This window comes from Dysosmobacter acutus, assembly GCF_018919205.1.
GTDB lineage: Bacteria > Bacillota > Clostridia > Oscillospirales > Oscillospiraceae > Oscillibacter > Oscillibacter acutus.
On the sequence record NZ_JAHLQN010000001.1, the window covers coordinates 772,215 to 788,145 of the forward strand.

The following is a 15,931-nucleotide window of genomic DNA, read 5'->3' on the forward strand; positions in this document are numbered from 1 at the left end:
GGAACGCCCTGCTCGCCTTTGGAAAATACCATACCATATTTTTGACCGCAGAACAACCAAAATCCCGGAGCAGTCCGGACAAAAAGGTAATCCTTGCAAAATGGGCGCAAGTCTGTTAAAATATAAGCCTATGCGAAATCATTTTTGGAAAGAGTCCGCTTTTTTACAAATTCTCAGGAGGAATTGCTCCTCTTTTGATGGAGGCTTCGATATATGGCAAAGAAAACGAATCCCGCTTCTTCAAGGAATATACGCAAGGGCAACGCCGTGTTCCACGCGTCCATGGCCGTTTTCCTTGCCGGCTGCGCGGCGGAGATCTACCTGCTGTTCATCAACAAATACCTGGTGGACGGCACGCTGGACCAGGTGCTGGCCATGGCCGAGGCACTGCCTTATGTGATCTACGCCGGACTCGGCGTATTGGCTCTTGGCCTGGTGCTGCTGGCCCTTTGGTGGAAGCGGGGCGGAGCACTGCGCAAGACTGCCGCGTGGATTGCCGGCGTGGGCGCGTTTGTGGCCGGCGCCACCTTTGTGTGCCTCCACTATGTGGCCGACGGGACCCGGGCCATGTGTGTGGCGGTCCCGGTGGTCATGCTGCTGGGCGTGGTGTTTTTGCTGTATCAGAGGGAGTGCTTTTTCAGCGTGGGCAGCCTGAGCCTCGCCCTCATCGCCCTCTATGCGTGCCGGCGCAGCTTCTCCCCCAATGTGAAGATCGCGGTCTGCGTGCTGATCGCGGTGTTGGCGCTGATCGTGGTCCTGGTCCGGATGGCGGAGAAAAACGGCGGCAGGCTCAAGGATATCCGGCTGTTTGCAAAGGAGACGGACTACCTGCCGGTGTATGGCTCCATTGGACTCTCCGCCGCCAGTCTGGCCGTGACGCTGATCGTGAACAGCGCGGCTTACTACGCCATGTGGCTCCTTGGCGCGGTGCTCTTTGCCCTGGCGGTCTACTACACGGTGAAGCAGCTGTAAAGATCAGGTCAAAGCGCCCCGGAACGTAAGTTCCGGGGCACTTTTTTCACGTGTAGAAAAAGAGAACCTTCCGGTGGGGCGCCACAAAGGTCCCCACGCTGAGCTCCATGCGGAGCTCAAAGACCCGCTGCCAGGGCAACGTGACGGCTCCGATGCCGATGCCTCTGAGCCCCGCCGTCTCATAGGGGGACAGGGAGGTGATGAGGTTGCTGTGGTTCAGGTTGAGGATCAGGTCTGCACAGGCTCCGTCCAGATAGGAGTTCAGCTGGGGCAAAACAGCGTCCAGGTCAGTTCCGGTTTTGGCAAAGTTGTCCGGGTCGCCGCCCAATTCTCCTTTGACGTATTGGGTGATGGCAATTTTTGCGTCATTTTTGTAGCAGATGTCCTTGATCAGGGAGTCGGTCAGGGTGCGGACAAAAGCTTTCTCTTGGGCGGCGCTGCGGCTGTCGCCCAGGCTGAGACACAGCCACCGGGCCACGGCGTTGGCCAGTGTGATGCCGGTGGCGTTGGCCAGGTCGTAGAACCCGGCGTAACCCAAGAGCGATCCCAGGTTGGCTTCTTTGACCAGCTTGCTTTGAAAAGAGGTGCCGTAGGCGTTTTTGGCCGCGTCCATCAGCGCGGTGGGGACGCCGTTCTTTTCATTTTCCCGCAGCGCGCGGATCAGCTCACTGCAGTAGCTGCCGCTCCTGGACGCGTCCGCCGGGGCGGTGAGCACCAGGACCTGAAGGTCGGCGGAGTCGTCCGGGACCTGGGCAAGGCCCAGGTAATCGAGGTGGGCGTCCACGATCTGCGTCAGGGGCTGATGGTCGTAGTCGCTGGAGGCGCTTTCCTCACTGCCGCCGAAATAGCGCACCCGGACAGCAGGCAGCCGCCCCTTGTAGGTGACGTCCTCGTACATGCGGCAAAGGGACAGCATGCCGATCTCGTCGGCGCCTGAGAGCACCGCGCCCCGGCCTTCCACGGCCTGGCGCAGAAAGCTGAGTTCATTGGTCTGTATACTGGCCGAGGGAGCGGAGTCATCCACGCCGATGAGGAAGCGGACATTTTCCTTCTCCTCCGTGGCGTCCAGGACGAAGGCGATGAGCCGAAGCTTGCGCTCCCGGGCTTTGAGATAGTCCTCCACCGCACCCTCACGCAGGCCGTCCGGAATGGGTACTGTGCCGGACTGGGCGGAGAGGGGGTAGGTGTCCACGATGTTGTCGATGGTCAGCAACCTGCCGCTGAGAGCGGGGCGCTCCGCCATGCCATAGGAGCGCAGGGCCTCGTAGCCGGCCAAATCAAATCCGTCGTATCCCACGGTGGGCGCCAGCCGCATCACCGTGTCCAGGAGATAGATCCGGTTGGCGGAGTCAGCGCACAGGGGCAGGAGGAACCGCTCCACCGCCTCCTCTTCACTGAGCGTGGTGCCGTCGGAGAAAAGGATGGGGTCGTAACCGGTCATGGACCGGGAGCTGACCAGACCGCCGGAGAGCAGCTGATCCAACGACAAAATAAAGAGGTCGCAGCCCGCCGCGTCCTGCTCCGCCACCCACTGCCACAGCGCGCCCCGGTCCCCATAGCCAGTGCCGCTGCGATTGCGCTCCTGGCCGTCCAGGCAGGTGTGATAGAGGTCCTGGTCCGGCAGGAGAATCTCATAGCCCAGAGACTGGGCCAGGTAGACCGCCCGGTCCGAATTCACCGGCCGGTCGTCCAAAGGCACGTAGGCCACCGTGCCGGCGGAAGGGGTTTCGTCGGGATAGGAGAGCGGCTCACCGCCGCAGCCGGCCAGCAGCAGCGTGAGCAGCAGACAGAGAAGTTTCTTCATAGGCAGCTCCTAAAAACAGCCTGCATGTGGTTTCATGCAGGCTGTGGGATGTGGATGTTACAGGCCGAAGGCCCCTAAGTTCAGACCGCCTGTCGCCCGGGCCATGCTGTTTTGCATGGCTTCGTCCGCCTGGCGCAGCGCTTCATTCACGGCGGAGACCACCAAATCTTGGAGCATCTCCACATCCTCGGGGTCCACGGCGTCGGGCTGAATGGTCACGGAGAGCACTTCTTTCTTACCGTTGACCTTGGCGCTGACCACGCCGCCGCCCACGCTGGCGGAGAACTCCGTCTCCTCCACCTGGGACTGGGCCCTGGCCATCTCCTCCTGCATCTGCTGAATCTTTTCCTGCATCTCCTGCTGGCGCTGGGCGCCGGTGGGTTTCATACTGCCGTTGCTGAAGCCGCGGCGTGCGCTGTATGACATAGTCTTACTCTCCTTGCTTACTTAATCTGGAAGCTGTCAAACCTGCTTCCGAAATCGATCAAATTCTTCATCCGCTCCTCGGGAGAAGGTTCGGCGGTCTGGCCAAGGACAAAGGTCAGCCGCACCGGCTTTCCCGCAAGTTCAGCGGCCTGGGCGATGAGCACACCCCGGACCCGGTCCGTGTCCAGCCGTCCCTTTGTCAGCTCGTCGGGGCAGGTCACCGTTAAAAGATCACCATCTAAAGCGCCTGAAACCTTATCCAGATAGACCCGGTTCATGGCGGGGAGCTGCCCCTTGCACTCCTCGGACAGGCGCTGCCACCAGACATTGGAAGCGGCCGGGGCCGCCGCCTTTCGGGGCGGTGCCTGCTGGACAACGGGAGGTTCCTCCGGGAGGGGGGGACGCTCCTCTTCCGCCGTCTGAGCCGGGGGCTCTTCCCAGGGCGGGGGGTCATAGGTGGGCGGGACGACATCCGGTTCCCGGGCCTCCGGGACAATATCCGCCTCCGGAGCGATTTCCGGATTCATTGGGGCGGATGGCGCGGCGGGAGAGAGGGAGGCCTGCAAAACAGTGGGCATCTGCCGGACCCGCTCCTCCAATCGGTCCATCCGGGCGCAAAGCGCGCTCAGATCGCCGCTCAGGGACTCGTCACACAGCCGCAGCAGGCACAGCTCAGCGTCCGTGCGGCGGTTGGCGCTGCGCAGCAAATTGGCCGTGGTCTCCTGCAGTGTGGTGGCAAGGTAGATGAGCTGTCGGGCGGAGGCGTTTTTGTCCAGCGCGTCCAGGCTACGGCTGTCGTATCCGCCGGAGAGCAGCGCTGCGCCGCCCTCGGGAGCGGTCTTGCGCAGCAATAAATCCCGGGTCAGGGTGGAGAGCTCGCCCAAAACGGCGCCCACATCCTTGCCGCTGTCGTAGAGCTGGCTCAGCAGCAGCAGGGCCGCCTTGGCATCCTTGCGGAGGATGCAGTCCATCATGCGGGCGGTCTGAAGGTTGCCCGCCAGCCCTAACACCTCCAGTACGGCGGCAGAGTCGACGGTGCCGCCGGAGGCCGCGCACTGGTCCAGCAGGGAGAGCGCGTCCCGCAGCGCGCCGTCGGAGAGCCGGGACAGCAGCTCGGCGCCGTCGCCGGTCAGATCGATCTGCTCCTTGTCCGCCACATAGAGGAGGCGCTGCTCAATGTCCTTGGGCGTGATGCGCTTGAAGGAAAACCGCTGGCACCGGGAGAGAATGGTGGCTGGCACCTTGTGGAGTTCCGTGGTGGCCAAAATAAACATTAGATGCTCCGGGGGCTCCTCAAGGATTTTCAGCAGCGCGTTGAAGGCCGGGGTGGACAGCATGTGGACCTCGTCCACGATGTAAACCCGCTTTTTTACCTGGGCTGGGGTGTAGATGGCCTCATCCCGCAGGGCGCGGACCTGGTCCACGCCGTTGTTGGAGGCGGCATCCAGCTCCAATACGTCCAAAAAACTGCCGCTCTCAATCCCCTTGCAGGAGGCGCATTCATTGCAGGGGTCGCCGTTTGCCGGGTGCTCACAGTTGACCGCCTTGGCCAGAATTTTGGCGCAGGTGGTCTTTCCCGTGCCCCGGGTGCCGGTAAAGAGGTAGGCGTGGGAGGTGCGGCCTTCGCAAACCTGCTTTTGCAGTGTCTGGGTAATGTGGGACTGACCCACCACGTCGGAAAAGGTTTTGGGCCGCCATTTGCGGTACAGCGCCTGGTACATTTGAAAACCTCCCTTCTCAAAAGACAGAATCAGTCCTTCGTATGCAGCTGCGGACCCGGCACCCTCGCGGCACATGGGAGATCCCGCTTAATGCTGCTCGGTTCCCCGCCTGACATGGTTCGCAGGCTCCCATTGCGCGAGACCGACTCCGCAGCTGCACGCGGAGGACTGATTCAGAACAAAAACAGTGTACTATAAAAAAGAGAAATTATCAAGGCAAAATATCACCCGGCACAAAAAATCTCCTTTACAACTTTAAATTTTATGGTATAATATCATCTGTCGCCAGATGAAAACGATGCGCTTGGCCGACGGCAATCAGAATAATATATGGGCTCGTAGCTCAGCTGGGAGAGCGTACGGTTCGCATCCGTAAGGTCGAGGGTTCGATCCCCTTCGAGTCCACCATAATGCGAAGATACGAACACCTTTTTGGAGGGAGAATCGTCTTTGCGGCCACAGAAGGAACAGGGAAGCTCTGAAAAGAGGTTTCCTGTTCCTTTTATTTGGCAGAGAAAGATATTTGTTTGGCAAAGAAAAAATCCGGAGAGATCATCTGCGGCGGGGAGCGATAAACGAAAGGCTGTATTTTTGAAGGATGTTCCCAAGAAAGGATATGGAATTCTTACGGGGTGTGCTGGAGACATACCGCAGAATCGGCAGATTTGTAAGGACGATATGGCTATTCCATTGGCGTCAAAGAGCATCTGCGTTATGTGGAGCGGAAAGTGTTTCAGCAAAAATTTGTCAGCTGCAACGAAGCTCAATCAGTTGAATGCAAGAGGACAACTGTTGGAGGGCGGCGTCTATGGGAAGAGGGCAGACGGCGCCAGAGAGGATTTTTTAAACGAATAGGCTCGCGGTAGATTTCCAACTTTGGCATGGACTGACCCGCTCCAAAGCAGTTGGAGGGGAATTCAAGCCGCATCCAAGATCACGAAGGATGGGCGAAATTGTCCGACCCAAATGCTTCGGCATGGCAGAAAAGGCTTGCATCGGGATTGGATCACACCGAGATTTCCCAAGAAGCCCATGATATTTTAAAAGATTTTCAACACTCTGCCAAGGTAGTCGGAAGCGCAGGGCGAGTACTGTCGGTTTCAGGCGCGGCGATCGGTACAGCGATTTTACCTGGACTTGGCACTGCTGTTGGCGGGATCGTAGACGGGTTGATCCTTGGCGTTGCAGGTTCCTCTTTGGGAAAAATGGGTGGTTGATATCACGAATATGGGAGAGTAAATATGGTTTTTTGGAAACGAAAAGGAGAGACTGATAGCCCATTTAACGAGCTGCGCCCAGGAGAGTTTTGGCTGATGTCCGGAGAATTCCGGGCAGAGGAAGCGACTGCCGGCATGACGGGATTATACGGCCTTCCCGGCGAAAATGGAGCGCTGGCAGCCTCAGCCGGACAGGAGGAGGCGATGCGCCCCTTCCACGCGATTGTCCAGCACGCCGTAGAAGAGGTCAGCGCCGGGCTGCCTGTGGCTCTGACCGTGTCGGACTATACAGGACACACCTGTGTCCCGTGGGAAGCGCGCTTCCCGGGACTGCGGCAGATGGCGTTGGAACAGTGCGTCTGGTTCAGGGTGCAGGTAGTACACGAGGGGAAGCAGTATGCATTTGGCTTCAGCCGGCTGCCGAAAGAACTGTATGCATCGCTCTACCGGTGTATCAACATGGAGATTGCCTGGGAGGACATCTATCTAAATTGTTCTGTCCTAAAAAAAGAACTTCTCCCCCGCTTCGATGGAGTTTCAACACTGGAGAAGAGTGCCCTTTTGAACCTGCACGTGGATTGGGGGTATTTGGTGCTCATCATACAGACCGCACCAAGCTTTCCGATAGAAAAACTCACAGCAACGCTTGCTGATGCGTGTAAGATAGAAGGCTGGATTTTTTCTGACTATACAAAAAAATCATAACGATCAACACGACAGCGAGAATTTGAGGCAAATCATTCTGGTGCGAAGCAAAAGAAAAGTTCCTGATTTCGAGAGAAATCAGGAACTTCTTGGTGGAGACTGCTGGACTCGAACCAGTGACCTCCTGCGTGTGAAGCAGGCGCTCTAACCAGCTGAGCTAAGCCTCCAGATGAAAGAAAGTGGTGACCCGTACGGGATTCGAACCCATGTTACAGCCGTGAAAGGGCCGTGTCTTAACCACTTGACCAACGGGCCATCTATATCAAGCCCTGCCAAGGCCCGTTTGGGGTTCTCCTGAGACGCTGTGCGTCTCAGGAGAATGGTAGCGGCACCTGGATTTGAACCGGGGACACTGCGGGTATGAACCGCATGCTCTAGCCAACTGAGCTATGCCGCCATAAAAAATCCTCGACAGGGCACAAATTACTATACCAAAAACCAGTGTATTTTGTCAAGGGTAATTCTTAAAAAACGGAAAAATTTTGTCCGTGATCTCTAATTGGCCGACTCTCTTGCGCAGGGCGCTGCGCAATTCCGCCGGAGCCTGAAAAACAGGCTCCGGTTGGCGGCCTGCCCTCTGCGCCGCGGAGGCATGGGCCGCTGAACACTACTGCTCCACCATCATGCGGATGATCTCACAGTCCGTCTCCCGCATACCCTCCCGGCCCAGGCGGCCGAAGTTGCGGATGGAGTTTTCCACGCCGGTGAGCACCAGGCCCTCGCCGCCGTAAAACTGCTGGCCGTTGCGGTACATCTCGAATCCAAGGATGCCCGCCTCCACCGCCATGGCGATCTTTGCGGCACAGGAGGACTTGGCACCGTCACAGACGATGCCGGAGGTGACGGCCAGCGTATTGACAATGGTGTGGGAGATGACGTCGCAATCCCCGCCGTACAGGTAGCTGATGCCCGCACCGGCGCCGGCGCCGGCGCAGACCGCGCCGCAGTAAGCGCTGAGCCGTCCGATATTCTCCTTGATATGGAGTGTGACCAGATTGGAAATCACCAGCGCCCGGTAGAGCGTCTCTTCATCCGCGTGAAGCTCTTCGGCGTATACAATGACCGGCAGGGAGGTGGTCAGCCCCTGGTTCCCGCTGCCGGCGCAGATGACCACCGGCAGTTCACAGCCGTTCATCCGGGCGTCGCTGCCCGCCGCCGCATAGGCTTTTGCCCGGACCCGTACGCTGTCTGCGCCGCTTTTAAGCAGCACCTTTCCGATGTTTGCCCCATAGGTGCTGTGAAGGCCCTCCTCGGCGATGCGGGTGTTTTTTTCAATCTGGGACGCGATGACCTCCCGGACGTCCGCCAAGTCACAGGTGGCTGCAAACTCATAGATGTCCTGCACGGTCAGAAGAGTGTAGTCCGGCAGGTCGGCCTGGGTGTCCTGGACACTGGGGAGAAGGTCTTTTTCCAGTGTCACCTGGCCGTTGTGCTCCACGTGGACGATGTTGGTGTGCTCATTGACGATGCGCACTTTTGCATAGGAGTCTCCATGGAACGCGGTCACAGTGAGGTCAAGCAAAAAAGGAGATTGGGCCATGTGGATGGCCACAGGCGTCTTTTTGAGATACTCAGGCAGCATGTCCTTTGCAGCCTGGTCCACATGGGAGATCACCTCAAGCCGGGCGGACGCGTCGCCGCCCAAAACGCCGATCGCGGCGGCCACCTCGATGCCCCGCCTGCCGTCCGTGTTGGGGACGATGACGCTTTTCACATTTTTGATGATGTTTCCACTGGCCTCGATGTCCAACCGATCCGGCAGGGCGCCCAGCTCCGCCCGGGCCACCGCCGCACAGTAGGCGATCGCGATGGGTTCCGTGCAGCCCATCGCACAGACGAGCTCCCGCTGAAGGATCCGAACATAGGTGCTGTATTGGGTGGACATCTTTTCCATGGCGTTCTCCTTTTAGTGGCCTGCCGCTGAAGCGGCCCGCTTATAAAATGTATCTTCTGTCAAAAGGACGCTTGTATTCCGCGCGGGCGGCAAATTGCCCACTGGCGGAAAAGAAGCGGTACGATGGGATGGATCGCTTCCGTGTCAGGCCGGCGCATCCTCCCGCTGCTTTCCGCGAAAATCACAGACGGAGAGGAGAAACACAGCCGCAAGAATCAGGATAATCCCCAAGATGATCTGCACGCTGCAGGACTCGCGTAGGAACAAAATCCCGCACACCACACTGGTGAGAGGCTCCAATACGCTGAAAATGGCGGCGTTTTGCGCGCCGCACAGCTGCACGCCCCGCTGGAACAGCATGGTGGCGCCCACGGCGGTTCCCCAGCTGAGCAAAAGGGTGTAAAGCCAGCCCTGCAAGGTGAGATTGAACGCCCACGTGCCCATCAGGGTGTTGAGGATGGCCAAAACCACCACGCCGCCAAGGTTCAGCCGCAGCGTCAGCTGGAAGGGGGCCAGGGTCTCCTGCACACGGCTGACCGGCAGATAGGCTACATATCCGGCGTAGGTGATGGCGGAGAGCAACGCAAGGAAGAGCCCCAGACCGTCCACCTGCTCACCCACCGTACAGAAGAGGGCGACGCCCGCGATGCACAAAAAACAGCAGAAGTACTTCACGGGCCGGATGCTCTGCCGGAACATGGCCCGGCAGAGCAGCAGCACGATGGCGGGATAGATAAAATGCACCGTCGTGGCCAGCCCGCTTGCAATTTTGGTGTAGGAGATGAACAGGAGGGAGGGGGTCAGAACATAGGTGATGCAGACCAGGAAAAATTTCCTGTCCGGCGCGGTCCGCTCATGGTGCGGGCAGAGCTTCCGGTCCAGTATGTACAGGAGCGGCAGGCTGAGCGCAAACCGGCAGAAGGAGAGAAAGACAGGATTTCCCCCGTTGTCATACACGTTTACCGCCCACAGCGGCATGACGCCGAAGAGGACAGCGGCCAGCATGACATAGATCATGCCCTGCATCTGCTTTTTCACGAGAAAGTCCCTCCACGCTTTACGGAGCGTTAAATCTGTTCAAAGTCGGTTCCGCTGTAGGAGTCCAGCACAGGCAAAAAGTCTTTGCCGTAGCGTTCGGACAGTATGGCGCGAACCTGTTCAATGAGTCCGGCGGCGTCATTCGGCAGCACCTGGGTGATGACGTGGCAGTACATCTGATAGACGTCCGCGCAGTGGTAGGCCATCTCCCGCTTTACGCACTGGCCGGGCTTCAGCCGGGTTTCATAGGTGCTCATGAAATCGCTCTTCACTTCCGGACTGTGGAAGTAGAAGTCACAGGAGGAGTTGAGGTGCATGTTCTGCGTGCGTTCAAACCCCATGGTGGGATTGAAGCCGCGGACCACGGCGCCGTCGATTTCCTTGCAGTAATCCACACCGCACTGCTCACAGTCCATGGCCCGGAACTCCCGGGCCCACCAGCAGTCGGTCTGATGCTCGTGGACCGTGCCGGGAATGGCCTCATAGGTCCCCTCGTCATTTAAGCCCTCGTCGTTGCAGAGCAGCTCGCCATAGGCAAAGTAGGACGTGAGGTCCAGAGGATTGCCGTCCCGCATGGCCCGCATGGCCATTCTCCGGCCGCGCCGGGCGCCGTAGGTACGCCCGGCGGTCATGAAGAGGTCGTATCCCCGCTCCCGGCCGCAAAAGTCCATCAGAACCTTATAGAATGCCACCAGGATTCCGCCGTGGTGGGTCTCAGTCAACAAGATCGGTTGCTTTTGCGTCATCCTGCACCTCCAAATTCGGGAATGCCAGAACCAGAACCAGGGCGATGGTCAGGATCAGGCTGATGATCATAAGCGCCGGTCCACCGCCCATCAGATAGTAGAGGCAGATGCCGTACGCCAGGGCAAAGTTCACCGCGCACAGAAGCAGCGTCAAAACAGAGCGCACACGAAGGGAACCCACTTTGGATTCCAGGAAGGCCGACATTTTTTTCGCCATTATGCCCACACTCCTAACTTAGTTAAAACAAAGGTGACAAAGGTGAGGTTGAGAACAACAACGCTGATCAAAACGCCGATGTTGTAGAGGTAGTTCTTCACCACATGCTTGCCAAGGAACTTGCGGTCGTTTGCCAGCAGGAACCAGGAAGAACCGCTGACCCAGGAGAAGCAGGACTGGAGGCCTGCCACCAGGATGACCGCCCACATGGGCTTGCCGATGTAAGCGCCCAAAAAGCCGATCTGCGTACTGATCAGGCCGAATTTCCACAGCTTGGAGTGGGGGTCCAGGGGCTTTCCAAAGGCGCGGCACAGGGACTGGGCAGCGATGGTGCTCATGCCGATCATGGTGGACACGGTGATGGCCAGAATGCCGATGTAGAAGCCGATCTGGATGGCCAGGCTGGGGATGGCGCCTACCAGGGCATTGGCCAGGGCGTAGGTGTCGTCGGGGAAGGAGCCGCCGCTGAAGGTCACGGCGAACGCCACGCCCACGAAGGTGAGGACCAGCGTTACGGGAACCAGGCCGCCCACCACCAGGTCAAAGTGAGCAAGCTTTTCATGGGTGGGGGTGAAGTTGCGCTGCTTCATGGCATAGTGGTATTGACACCAGTCGCCCACAGCCACCACGGAGATCAGCGCGGCGATGCCAGTGGAGATACCCTCGATTCCGCTGGGCAGCGTGGGGATCAGCAGGCCGTGCAGCAATGCACCCCAGTCCACGCCGGTCACAAAAATGACGGCCACGAACACGACCAGCATGACGGCGATCAGGATTTTGCAGAAATTCTCCACAAAGCGGACCGCCTTGTCGTTCTTGCCGTACATCCAGGCGAAGGGGAAGGAGAGGATAAAGATCACGATCCAGTTCACAGATCTGGGGAAGTTGATGTTCACCAGAGCGAACATATTCTCCAACGCGTCCGTACCCAGGGCATACTGTCCGAAGGTAAAGGTCACGTATCCCAGATAGCATGCGATCAGTCCTGTGACGGCGGAGCCGATCAGCTTATTTTGATACTTGTTCTGGGCAGTGATAACGTCCAGCCTGCTGTGGACAGCAAACTTGGTGCCCAGCGTCAGCATGAACATACCAAGCAGATAGGAGTAGAAGGGGATCCACAACATCTCATAGCCATAGGCCGCGCCCATGGCTGCGACGGACGCAAAGGAACCGGCGCCAAGGGTGGTGACGGCCTCCAGGAATGCGGGCCCGGTATATTTGCTGAATCCCCGCCACCGGGTTAAGGCAGGTGCTTGATTAAGACGTTCAAGGTCTTGAATCTCATTGAGATTTACCTGTTCACTCATAATTTCCCTCCCTGAATTATCACGCTTCACATATTAAGTCTCGGATCACTTTTTTCGAATAGGGTTCCAATGTAATTTGGTCGGCACTCACCCTTTCCTTGCAGGCCAGCTTCACCGCGCCATTCACCTTTACCATGCATTTGCCGCATGCGGCCTGACGGCAGGCCGCGTGGGAGAAGAATGCGAGGGAGTGGTCCTGATTATTGTATATTTCCTCCAGGAGATTCATGACAGAAACCGCCGCGTCATCCTCCACCGTCACTGTGTAGGTCTGATACCGGCCATTTCCTGTTTCGGCCCCCCGTAAGATTTTGACTTCAATTTCTCTCATTTCCGGCCTCCTTAACTCAGCTTTGCGATTACGTCTTCCACATAGGGGATGTAGTCCTTGCGGACCGGCTCCGGATGGATGTCGGTGTGGACCGGTGCCACCCATTCGGTGTCCAGCGCGCAGTTTTTGACCACCAGGTTTTTGAGATAGTTCTCATTGTCCGTGTAGAAATAGTCCTCCCGCACATGGACGCCCCGGCTTTCCTTCCGCATGGAGGCCGCCGTAAGGGTGGCCGCGGCAGTGATGAGTCCGTTTCGCAGCTGCAGGTATTCCAGCCACTCCTTATTATATCTGCGTTCCTTGGTGGCCAGGGATACGCCGGTCAGCTCCTTCTGCAGGCTCAGCACATCCTGAAGGCCCTTTTCAAGAGACTTGCCGTTGCGCAGGACCGTCAGGGAGGCGGCGGTGGCGTCGTGCAGCGCCTGACGCAGCTCCACCGGGCTTACGCCGCTGTCCTTCGTGAAGGGGCGGAGCAGTTCCTCCTCCATCCGGGCAAGCAGCTTGTCAGACGCAGTGTCCACGGCGGCCTTCCCCGCATAGGAGGCGGCGGAGGCGCCGGCGATGTTCCCCTCGATCAGCATCTCTGTGGTGGCGGCGGAAACCCGGTTGGCGCCGAACATGCCGCCGGTGCATTCGCCCGCTGCAAAGAGGCCGGGCAGTTTTGTCCCCATCTCCTCGTCGATGCGGATGCCGCCCTCGAAATAGTGGGCAAACGGGGCGCAGGTCACGCAGCGGTTGTTCAGGAAAATCTCCATAATGTCATGGTACATGCCCTTGGACAGGTTGGGGAGATCGTGATAGAGTTCCTCCTTCAGCTCCTCCGGGGAGAGGGGAAGGGTGTAATAGACGCCGCCAAAGCGGTTGCAGCGCTGGGAATTGATCTCCTTTTGCAGCGCATAGGAAAGCAGCATCTTGTTCCACTCGGTGTCAAGGGCCAGAGCTTCCACCTCCGCGGTCAGGTGGCGCTGGGTAAAGGGCTTGCCGAATTTGTTGACATATGTACCATAGCCGGTGGTGTTCATGATGTAGGGAAGAATGTTGCCCTTATACATCACTGGGTGAAGAATGACCGAGGGGCAGAAGGAGATCATCTCCATGTCGATGAGCTCGGCACCCGCCCGCAGAGCCGCCGCCGGGCCTTCGCCGCAGCAGTCGGTGGGACCGCTGTTGTTCCGAAAGATGCCGTGGCTGCCGCCGGTGGCGATGACCACCGCCTTGGCGGGGAAGTACTTGATCTCGCCGGTGAGCAGGTCCACACAGGTGCAGCCCTTTACCACTCCGTCCTCCACCACAAGGTCGGTGAAAAGGTGGCTTTCCACATAGGAGATGCCCAACTCTTTTACCCGCCGGAACAGGGAGTCCAGGATTGCGGAGCCGAACACGGAGATGCCCCGCTCGCCCTCAGTGCCCAGGACCTCCATGCCCCAGCCCATCAGCTCGCGGATCCGGTCCGGCGCGCCGTCCACAAATTTGCGGATCAGCTTCTGGTTGCCCAAGTAAAAGCCCTCATGGCAGACGTCCGCAAAAAACTTCTCTTTTGAATCGTCCTGGTTCCAGTCACTCAGCCCCATCTCGTGGAGGCTGCGGCCGTCGCAGGCGATGTCCGCGCTCAGGTTTGCTCCTGCCAGCAGCGTGGAGCCGCTGCGGTTGATCTTTCCCTTGGCCACAATCAACGTGTTTGCGCCGCCCTCTGCGGCGCTGATTGCCGCGCGCAGACCGCCGCCGCCGCTTCCGATGACAATGACATCAAATGGAGCGCATTTTTCAAGCATATTCGTTCCTCCTGATCGTTCCATCCAGCTTTTTGTTTTGTTTCCAACAAAACAAAAATACTCCTATTTTAAAGAAAAGTCAACTGTCTGTTGAATATTTCTATATACCTTCTGGAAATTTCGGAAAGTTATAGACAATTTAAACAAAAACAGACTGCATAAAAAAGAGCCCGCCCTTGGATCGGAAAACGGACTCTTTCGTATGAAATCAGAGGGAGTCAAGGGACTGGACATGCTGACTGCAAAGATCCTCCATATAGTCGGCATAGCGGTGGAGCACATCCAAAACAGCTTCTTTGGAAGAGTCAGAAAGCGCGTCAAAGTAGGAGTAAAACTCCCGGCCGATGACCCGGTGAAACTCGATGTGGGCCTCGAATACCTCCAAGCCGGTCTCTGTGCCCCGGTAGTAGACCTCCTTGCGGTTGGACTCGTCTTTAAAGCAGTCGATCAGCCCCCGAACTTCAAAATCCCTTGTCATTTTGGAGATGGTACCCTTCGGGATGCCCGTGATCTGGGCCAGCTTTGTGGTGTTGATCCCGGGATGGCAGATGATTTTCTCCAGTGTGTGCATTTCCCGCGGCAGCAGGCGCACACCGGGGATATATTCCCGGTGATTGCGGTTGTCGATGTTGGTATAGCTGCAGATGCGCAGGATGACCTCATCAAACTCTAAGCGGTTGTCAGACATATTGAAATCCTCAAATTAAGTAGTGATGGTGTGAGATCATTCTATCGTATGTAATTGGAAAATGCAAGGGATGTCACCCCCGGACATCGGCCTGAATATTCTGTAAACAGCCTGTACCTTGTGCTCACAGCCTCCAAATAGCAGCACAAGACACTTGAAACTTGGGTGAGGCAACAAGCACAATGCCTCAACAAAATGCACCATCTGATGCCACATTATGGATGCTGACGCCGCCTTTATTGGCTGCATACCGGAGGGTATAAGCCGTTCCTCCGGTATTCCTTGTGCAGTATGCGACGCAGTGGGACGATTCATCCACAAGGCGCCTGTCCCGGGCCAGATAAGCCTCCTTGGAAGACACAGGAGAGATACAGACGCACTTATCGTATTTACTCAGCATCCTCGCATAGGTATCTTTTTGATCGTCCGTCCAGCGACTTGTAAAATCTTCGAATGGGTATACAAGGATCACTTTAATATACGGGAAATCGGTTTCCCGCAGGCGGAATAATATCTGGGCAGCAAGCGTGTCAAAGCCAAGCGCGCCGCCGACGCCAAAGTACTGCACACCCGAGACGATTATCAATTTTCTGATTGTGAGTTCTGTTCTGACAGTTATCGTTTTAAACTGATCTCTTGGAATGTCCCGGTGTCCGGTGAAACAGCATGTCACACTTCTCTTATCCATGCGTATTGCCTCCTCACCTCAACTTACAGAGTTATTATAACTCTATAATAACTCTGTTTTGGTTTGGGAACAACACAAAAGTCTAAAATAGAGTCATGGCAACTCTGTTTTGGAGGTTCTACTATGGAAAATAAGAAGGTCAATGAGAAACATTTTGGCCTGCGGGTTGATGGCGATATTCTTGCAAAGTTCCGTTATGCCTGCGGCTTTCATGGCCGCTCCGCAAATGCCCAGATCATCCAGTTAATGCTAAAATTTATTGCAGAATACGAGGCAGAGCATGGCAAGATAGAGCTTGAGAAATAATTTGGAGGGGTGATTGCGGTGTTTGACTGCAAACCAATGTGGGAGACCATGGCGGGGGTGCAGATATCGCAATACCAGCTGCTCAAAGCGGGATTG

The 15,931-nt window shown here is 57.3% G+C and carries 17 protein-coding genes, 4 tRNA genes and 1 other RNA gene; 6 read left to right on the plus strand and 16 right to left on the minus strand.

Translation table 11 applies throughout. The annotated features are described in order from the left end of the window. The first annotated feature begins 213 nt into the window (after positions 1-213). Positions 214-972 carry a hypothetical protein gene (locus KQI82_RS03600; protein ID WP_216558866.1) on the plus strand — a complete coding sequence of 253 codons (759 nt, stop codon included), beginning with the start codon at positions 214-216 and terminating at the stop codon, positions 970-972. Positions 973-1,018: 46 nt separating this feature from the next. Here the strand turns inward: KQI82_RS03600 and KQI82_RS03605 are convergent, their stop codons facing one another. The 4 genes from KQI82_RS03605 to ffs all read right to left on the minus strand — a co-directional run bounded on the left by KQI82_RS03605 (position 1,019) and on the right by ffs (position 5,072). Then, entirely contained in the window at positions 1,019-2,776 is a 1,758-nt protein-coding gene (locus tag KQI82_RS03605) for a DUF4127 family protein (protein WP_216558869.1), read from the minus strand. A 57-nt stretch (positions 2,777-2,833) separates the two neighbouring features. Beyond that, on the minus strand, positions 2,834-3,202 hold the full coding sequence (locus tag KQI82_RS03610; RefSeq protein WP_216558872.1) for a YbaB/EbfC family nucleoid-associated protein: 369 nt from the start codon (positions 3,200-3,202) through the stop codon (positions 2,834-2,836). 17 nt (positions 3,203-3,219) lie between these two features. Beyond that, on the minus strand, positions 3,220-4,923 hold the full coding sequence (dnaX, locus tag KQI82_RS03615) for a DNA polymerase III subunit gamma/tau (protein ID WP_216558875.1): 1,704 nt from the start codon (positions 4,921-4,923) through the stop codon (positions 3,220-3,222). A gap of 49 nt (positions 4,924-4,972) precedes the next feature. Beyond that, positions 4,973-5,072, minus strand: an RNA gene (gene ffs / locus KQI82_RS03620) — signal recognition particle sRNA small type. Positions 5,073-5,255: 183 nt separating this feature from the next. Between ffs and KQI82_RS03625 the strand changes: the two genes are divergently transcribed. The 4 genes from KQI82_RS03625 to KQI82_RS03640 all read left to right on the plus strand — a co-directional run bounded on the left by KQI82_RS03625 (position 5,256) and on the right by KQI82_RS03640 (position 6,845). Next, positions 5,256-5,331: transfer RNA gene (locus KQI82_RS03625), tRNA-Ala, on the plus strand. A 42-nt stretch (positions 5,332-5,373) separates the two neighbouring features. After that, on the plus strand, positions 5,374-5,778 hold the full coding sequence (locus KQI82_RS03630; RefSeq protein WP_216558878.1) for a hypothetical protein: 405 nt from the start codon (positions 5,374-5,376) through the stop codon (positions 5,776-5,778). A gap of 146 nt (positions 5,779-5,924) precedes the next feature. Beyond that, a complete protein-coding gene (locus tag KQI82_RS03635) occupies positions 5,925-6,140 on the plus strand; it encodes a hypothetical protein (RefSeq protein ID WP_216558881.1) in 216 nt (71 codons plus the stop codon). Positions 6,141-6,164: 24 nt separating this feature from the next. Beyond that, complete coding sequence (locus KQI82_RS03640) at positions 6,165-6,845, plus strand: hypothetical protein (protein ID WP_216558884.1); 681 nt, start codon at positions 6,165-6,167, stop codon at positions 6,843-6,845. Positions 6,846-6,935: 90 nt separating this feature from the next. Here KQI82_RS03640 and KQI82_RS03645 read toward each other — a convergent pair. From KQI82_RS03645 to KQI82_RS03700, 12 genes are all read right to left on the minus strand, one after another. Beyond that, a tRNA-Val gene (locus KQI82_RS03645) sits at positions 6,936-7,012 on the minus strand. Positions 7,013-7,025: 13 nt separating this feature from the next. After that, positions 7,026-7,100, minus strand: a tRNA-Glu gene (locus tag KQI82_RS03650). 65 nt (positions 7,101-7,165) lie between these two features. Next, a tRNA-Met gene (locus KQI82_RS03655) sits at positions 7,166-7,242 on the minus strand. A gap of 210 nt (positions 7,243-7,452) precedes the next feature. Then, the gene (locus KQI82_RS03660) at positions 7,453-8,739 is read right to left on the minus strand and encodes an L-cysteine desulfidase family protein (protein ID WP_216558887.1); all 1,287 of its coding nucleotides are present in this window, start codon (positions 8,737-8,739) and stop codon (positions 7,453-7,455) included. 144 nt (positions 8,740-8,883) lie between these two features. Beyond that, a complete protein-coding gene (locus KQI82_RS03665) occupies positions 8,884-9,777 on the minus strand; it encodes a DMT family transporter (protein ID WP_216558891.1) in 894 nt (297 codons plus the stop codon). 29 nt (positions 9,778-9,806) lie between these two features. Beyond that, positions 9,807-10,523 carry an L-2-amino-thiazoline-4-carboxylic acid hydrolase gene (locus KQI82_RS03670; RefSeq protein ID WP_216558894.1) on the minus strand — a complete coding sequence of 239 codons (717 nt, stop codon included), beginning with the start codon at positions 10,521-10,523 and terminating at the stop codon, positions 9,807-9,809. Continuing rightward, positions 10,492-10,740 (minus strand): hypothetical protein, encoded by a 249-nt coding sequence (locus KQI82_RS03675; protein WP_216558897.1) that lies wholly within the window; start codon positions 10,738-10,740, stop codon positions 10,492-10,494. Before KQI82_RS03675 ends, KQI82_RS03670 begins: the two co-directional genes overlap by 32 nt. Beyond that, positions 10,740-12,050 carry a divalent metal cation transporter gene (locus tag KQI82_RS03680; protein ID WP_216558900.1) on the minus strand — a complete coding sequence of 437 codons (1,311 nt, stop codon included), beginning with the start codon at positions 12,048-12,050 and terminating at the stop codon, positions 10,740-10,742. Before KQI82_RS03680 ends, KQI82_RS03675 begins: the two co-directional genes overlap by 1 nt. A gap of 19 nt (positions 12,051-12,069) precedes the next feature. Beyond that, positions 12,070-12,381 (minus strand): 2Fe-2S iron-sulfur cluster-binding protein, encoded by a 312-nt coding sequence (locus KQI82_RS03685; protein ID WP_216558903.1) that lies wholly within the window; start codon positions 12,379-12,381, stop codon positions 12,070-12,072. Positions 12,382-12,392: 11 nt separating this feature from the next. Next, positions 12,393-14,153 carry an FAD-dependent oxidoreductase gene (locus tag KQI82_RS03690; RefSeq protein ID WP_216558906.1) on the minus strand — a complete coding sequence of 587 codons (1,761 nt, stop codon included), beginning with the start codon at positions 14,151-14,153 and terminating at the stop codon, positions 12,393-12,395. A 208-nt stretch (positions 14,154-14,361) separates the two neighbouring features. Beyond that, complete coding sequence (locus KQI82_RS03695; protein WP_216558909.1) at positions 14,362-14,841, minus strand: MarR family winged helix-turn-helix transcriptional regulator; 480 nt, start codon at positions 14,839-14,841, stop codon at positions 14,362-14,364. Positions 14,842-15,028: 187 nt separating this feature from the next. Continuing rightward, entirely contained in the window at positions 15,029-15,529 is a 501-nt protein-coding gene (locus KQI82_RS03700; RefSeq protein WP_216558912.1) for an SLOG family protein, read from the minus strand. Between the two features lie 123 nt (positions 15,530-15,652). Here KQI82_RS03700 and KQI82_RS03705 point away from each other — a divergent pair, with 123 nt between their 5' ends. Then, positions 15,653-15,835 carry a hypothetical protein gene (locus KQI82_RS03705; RefSeq protein WP_216558915.1) on the plus strand — a complete coding sequence of 61 codons (183 nt, stop codon included), beginning with the start codon at positions 15,653-15,655 and terminating at the stop codon, positions 15,833-15,835. Positions 15,836-15,931: the final 96 nt, after the last annotated feature.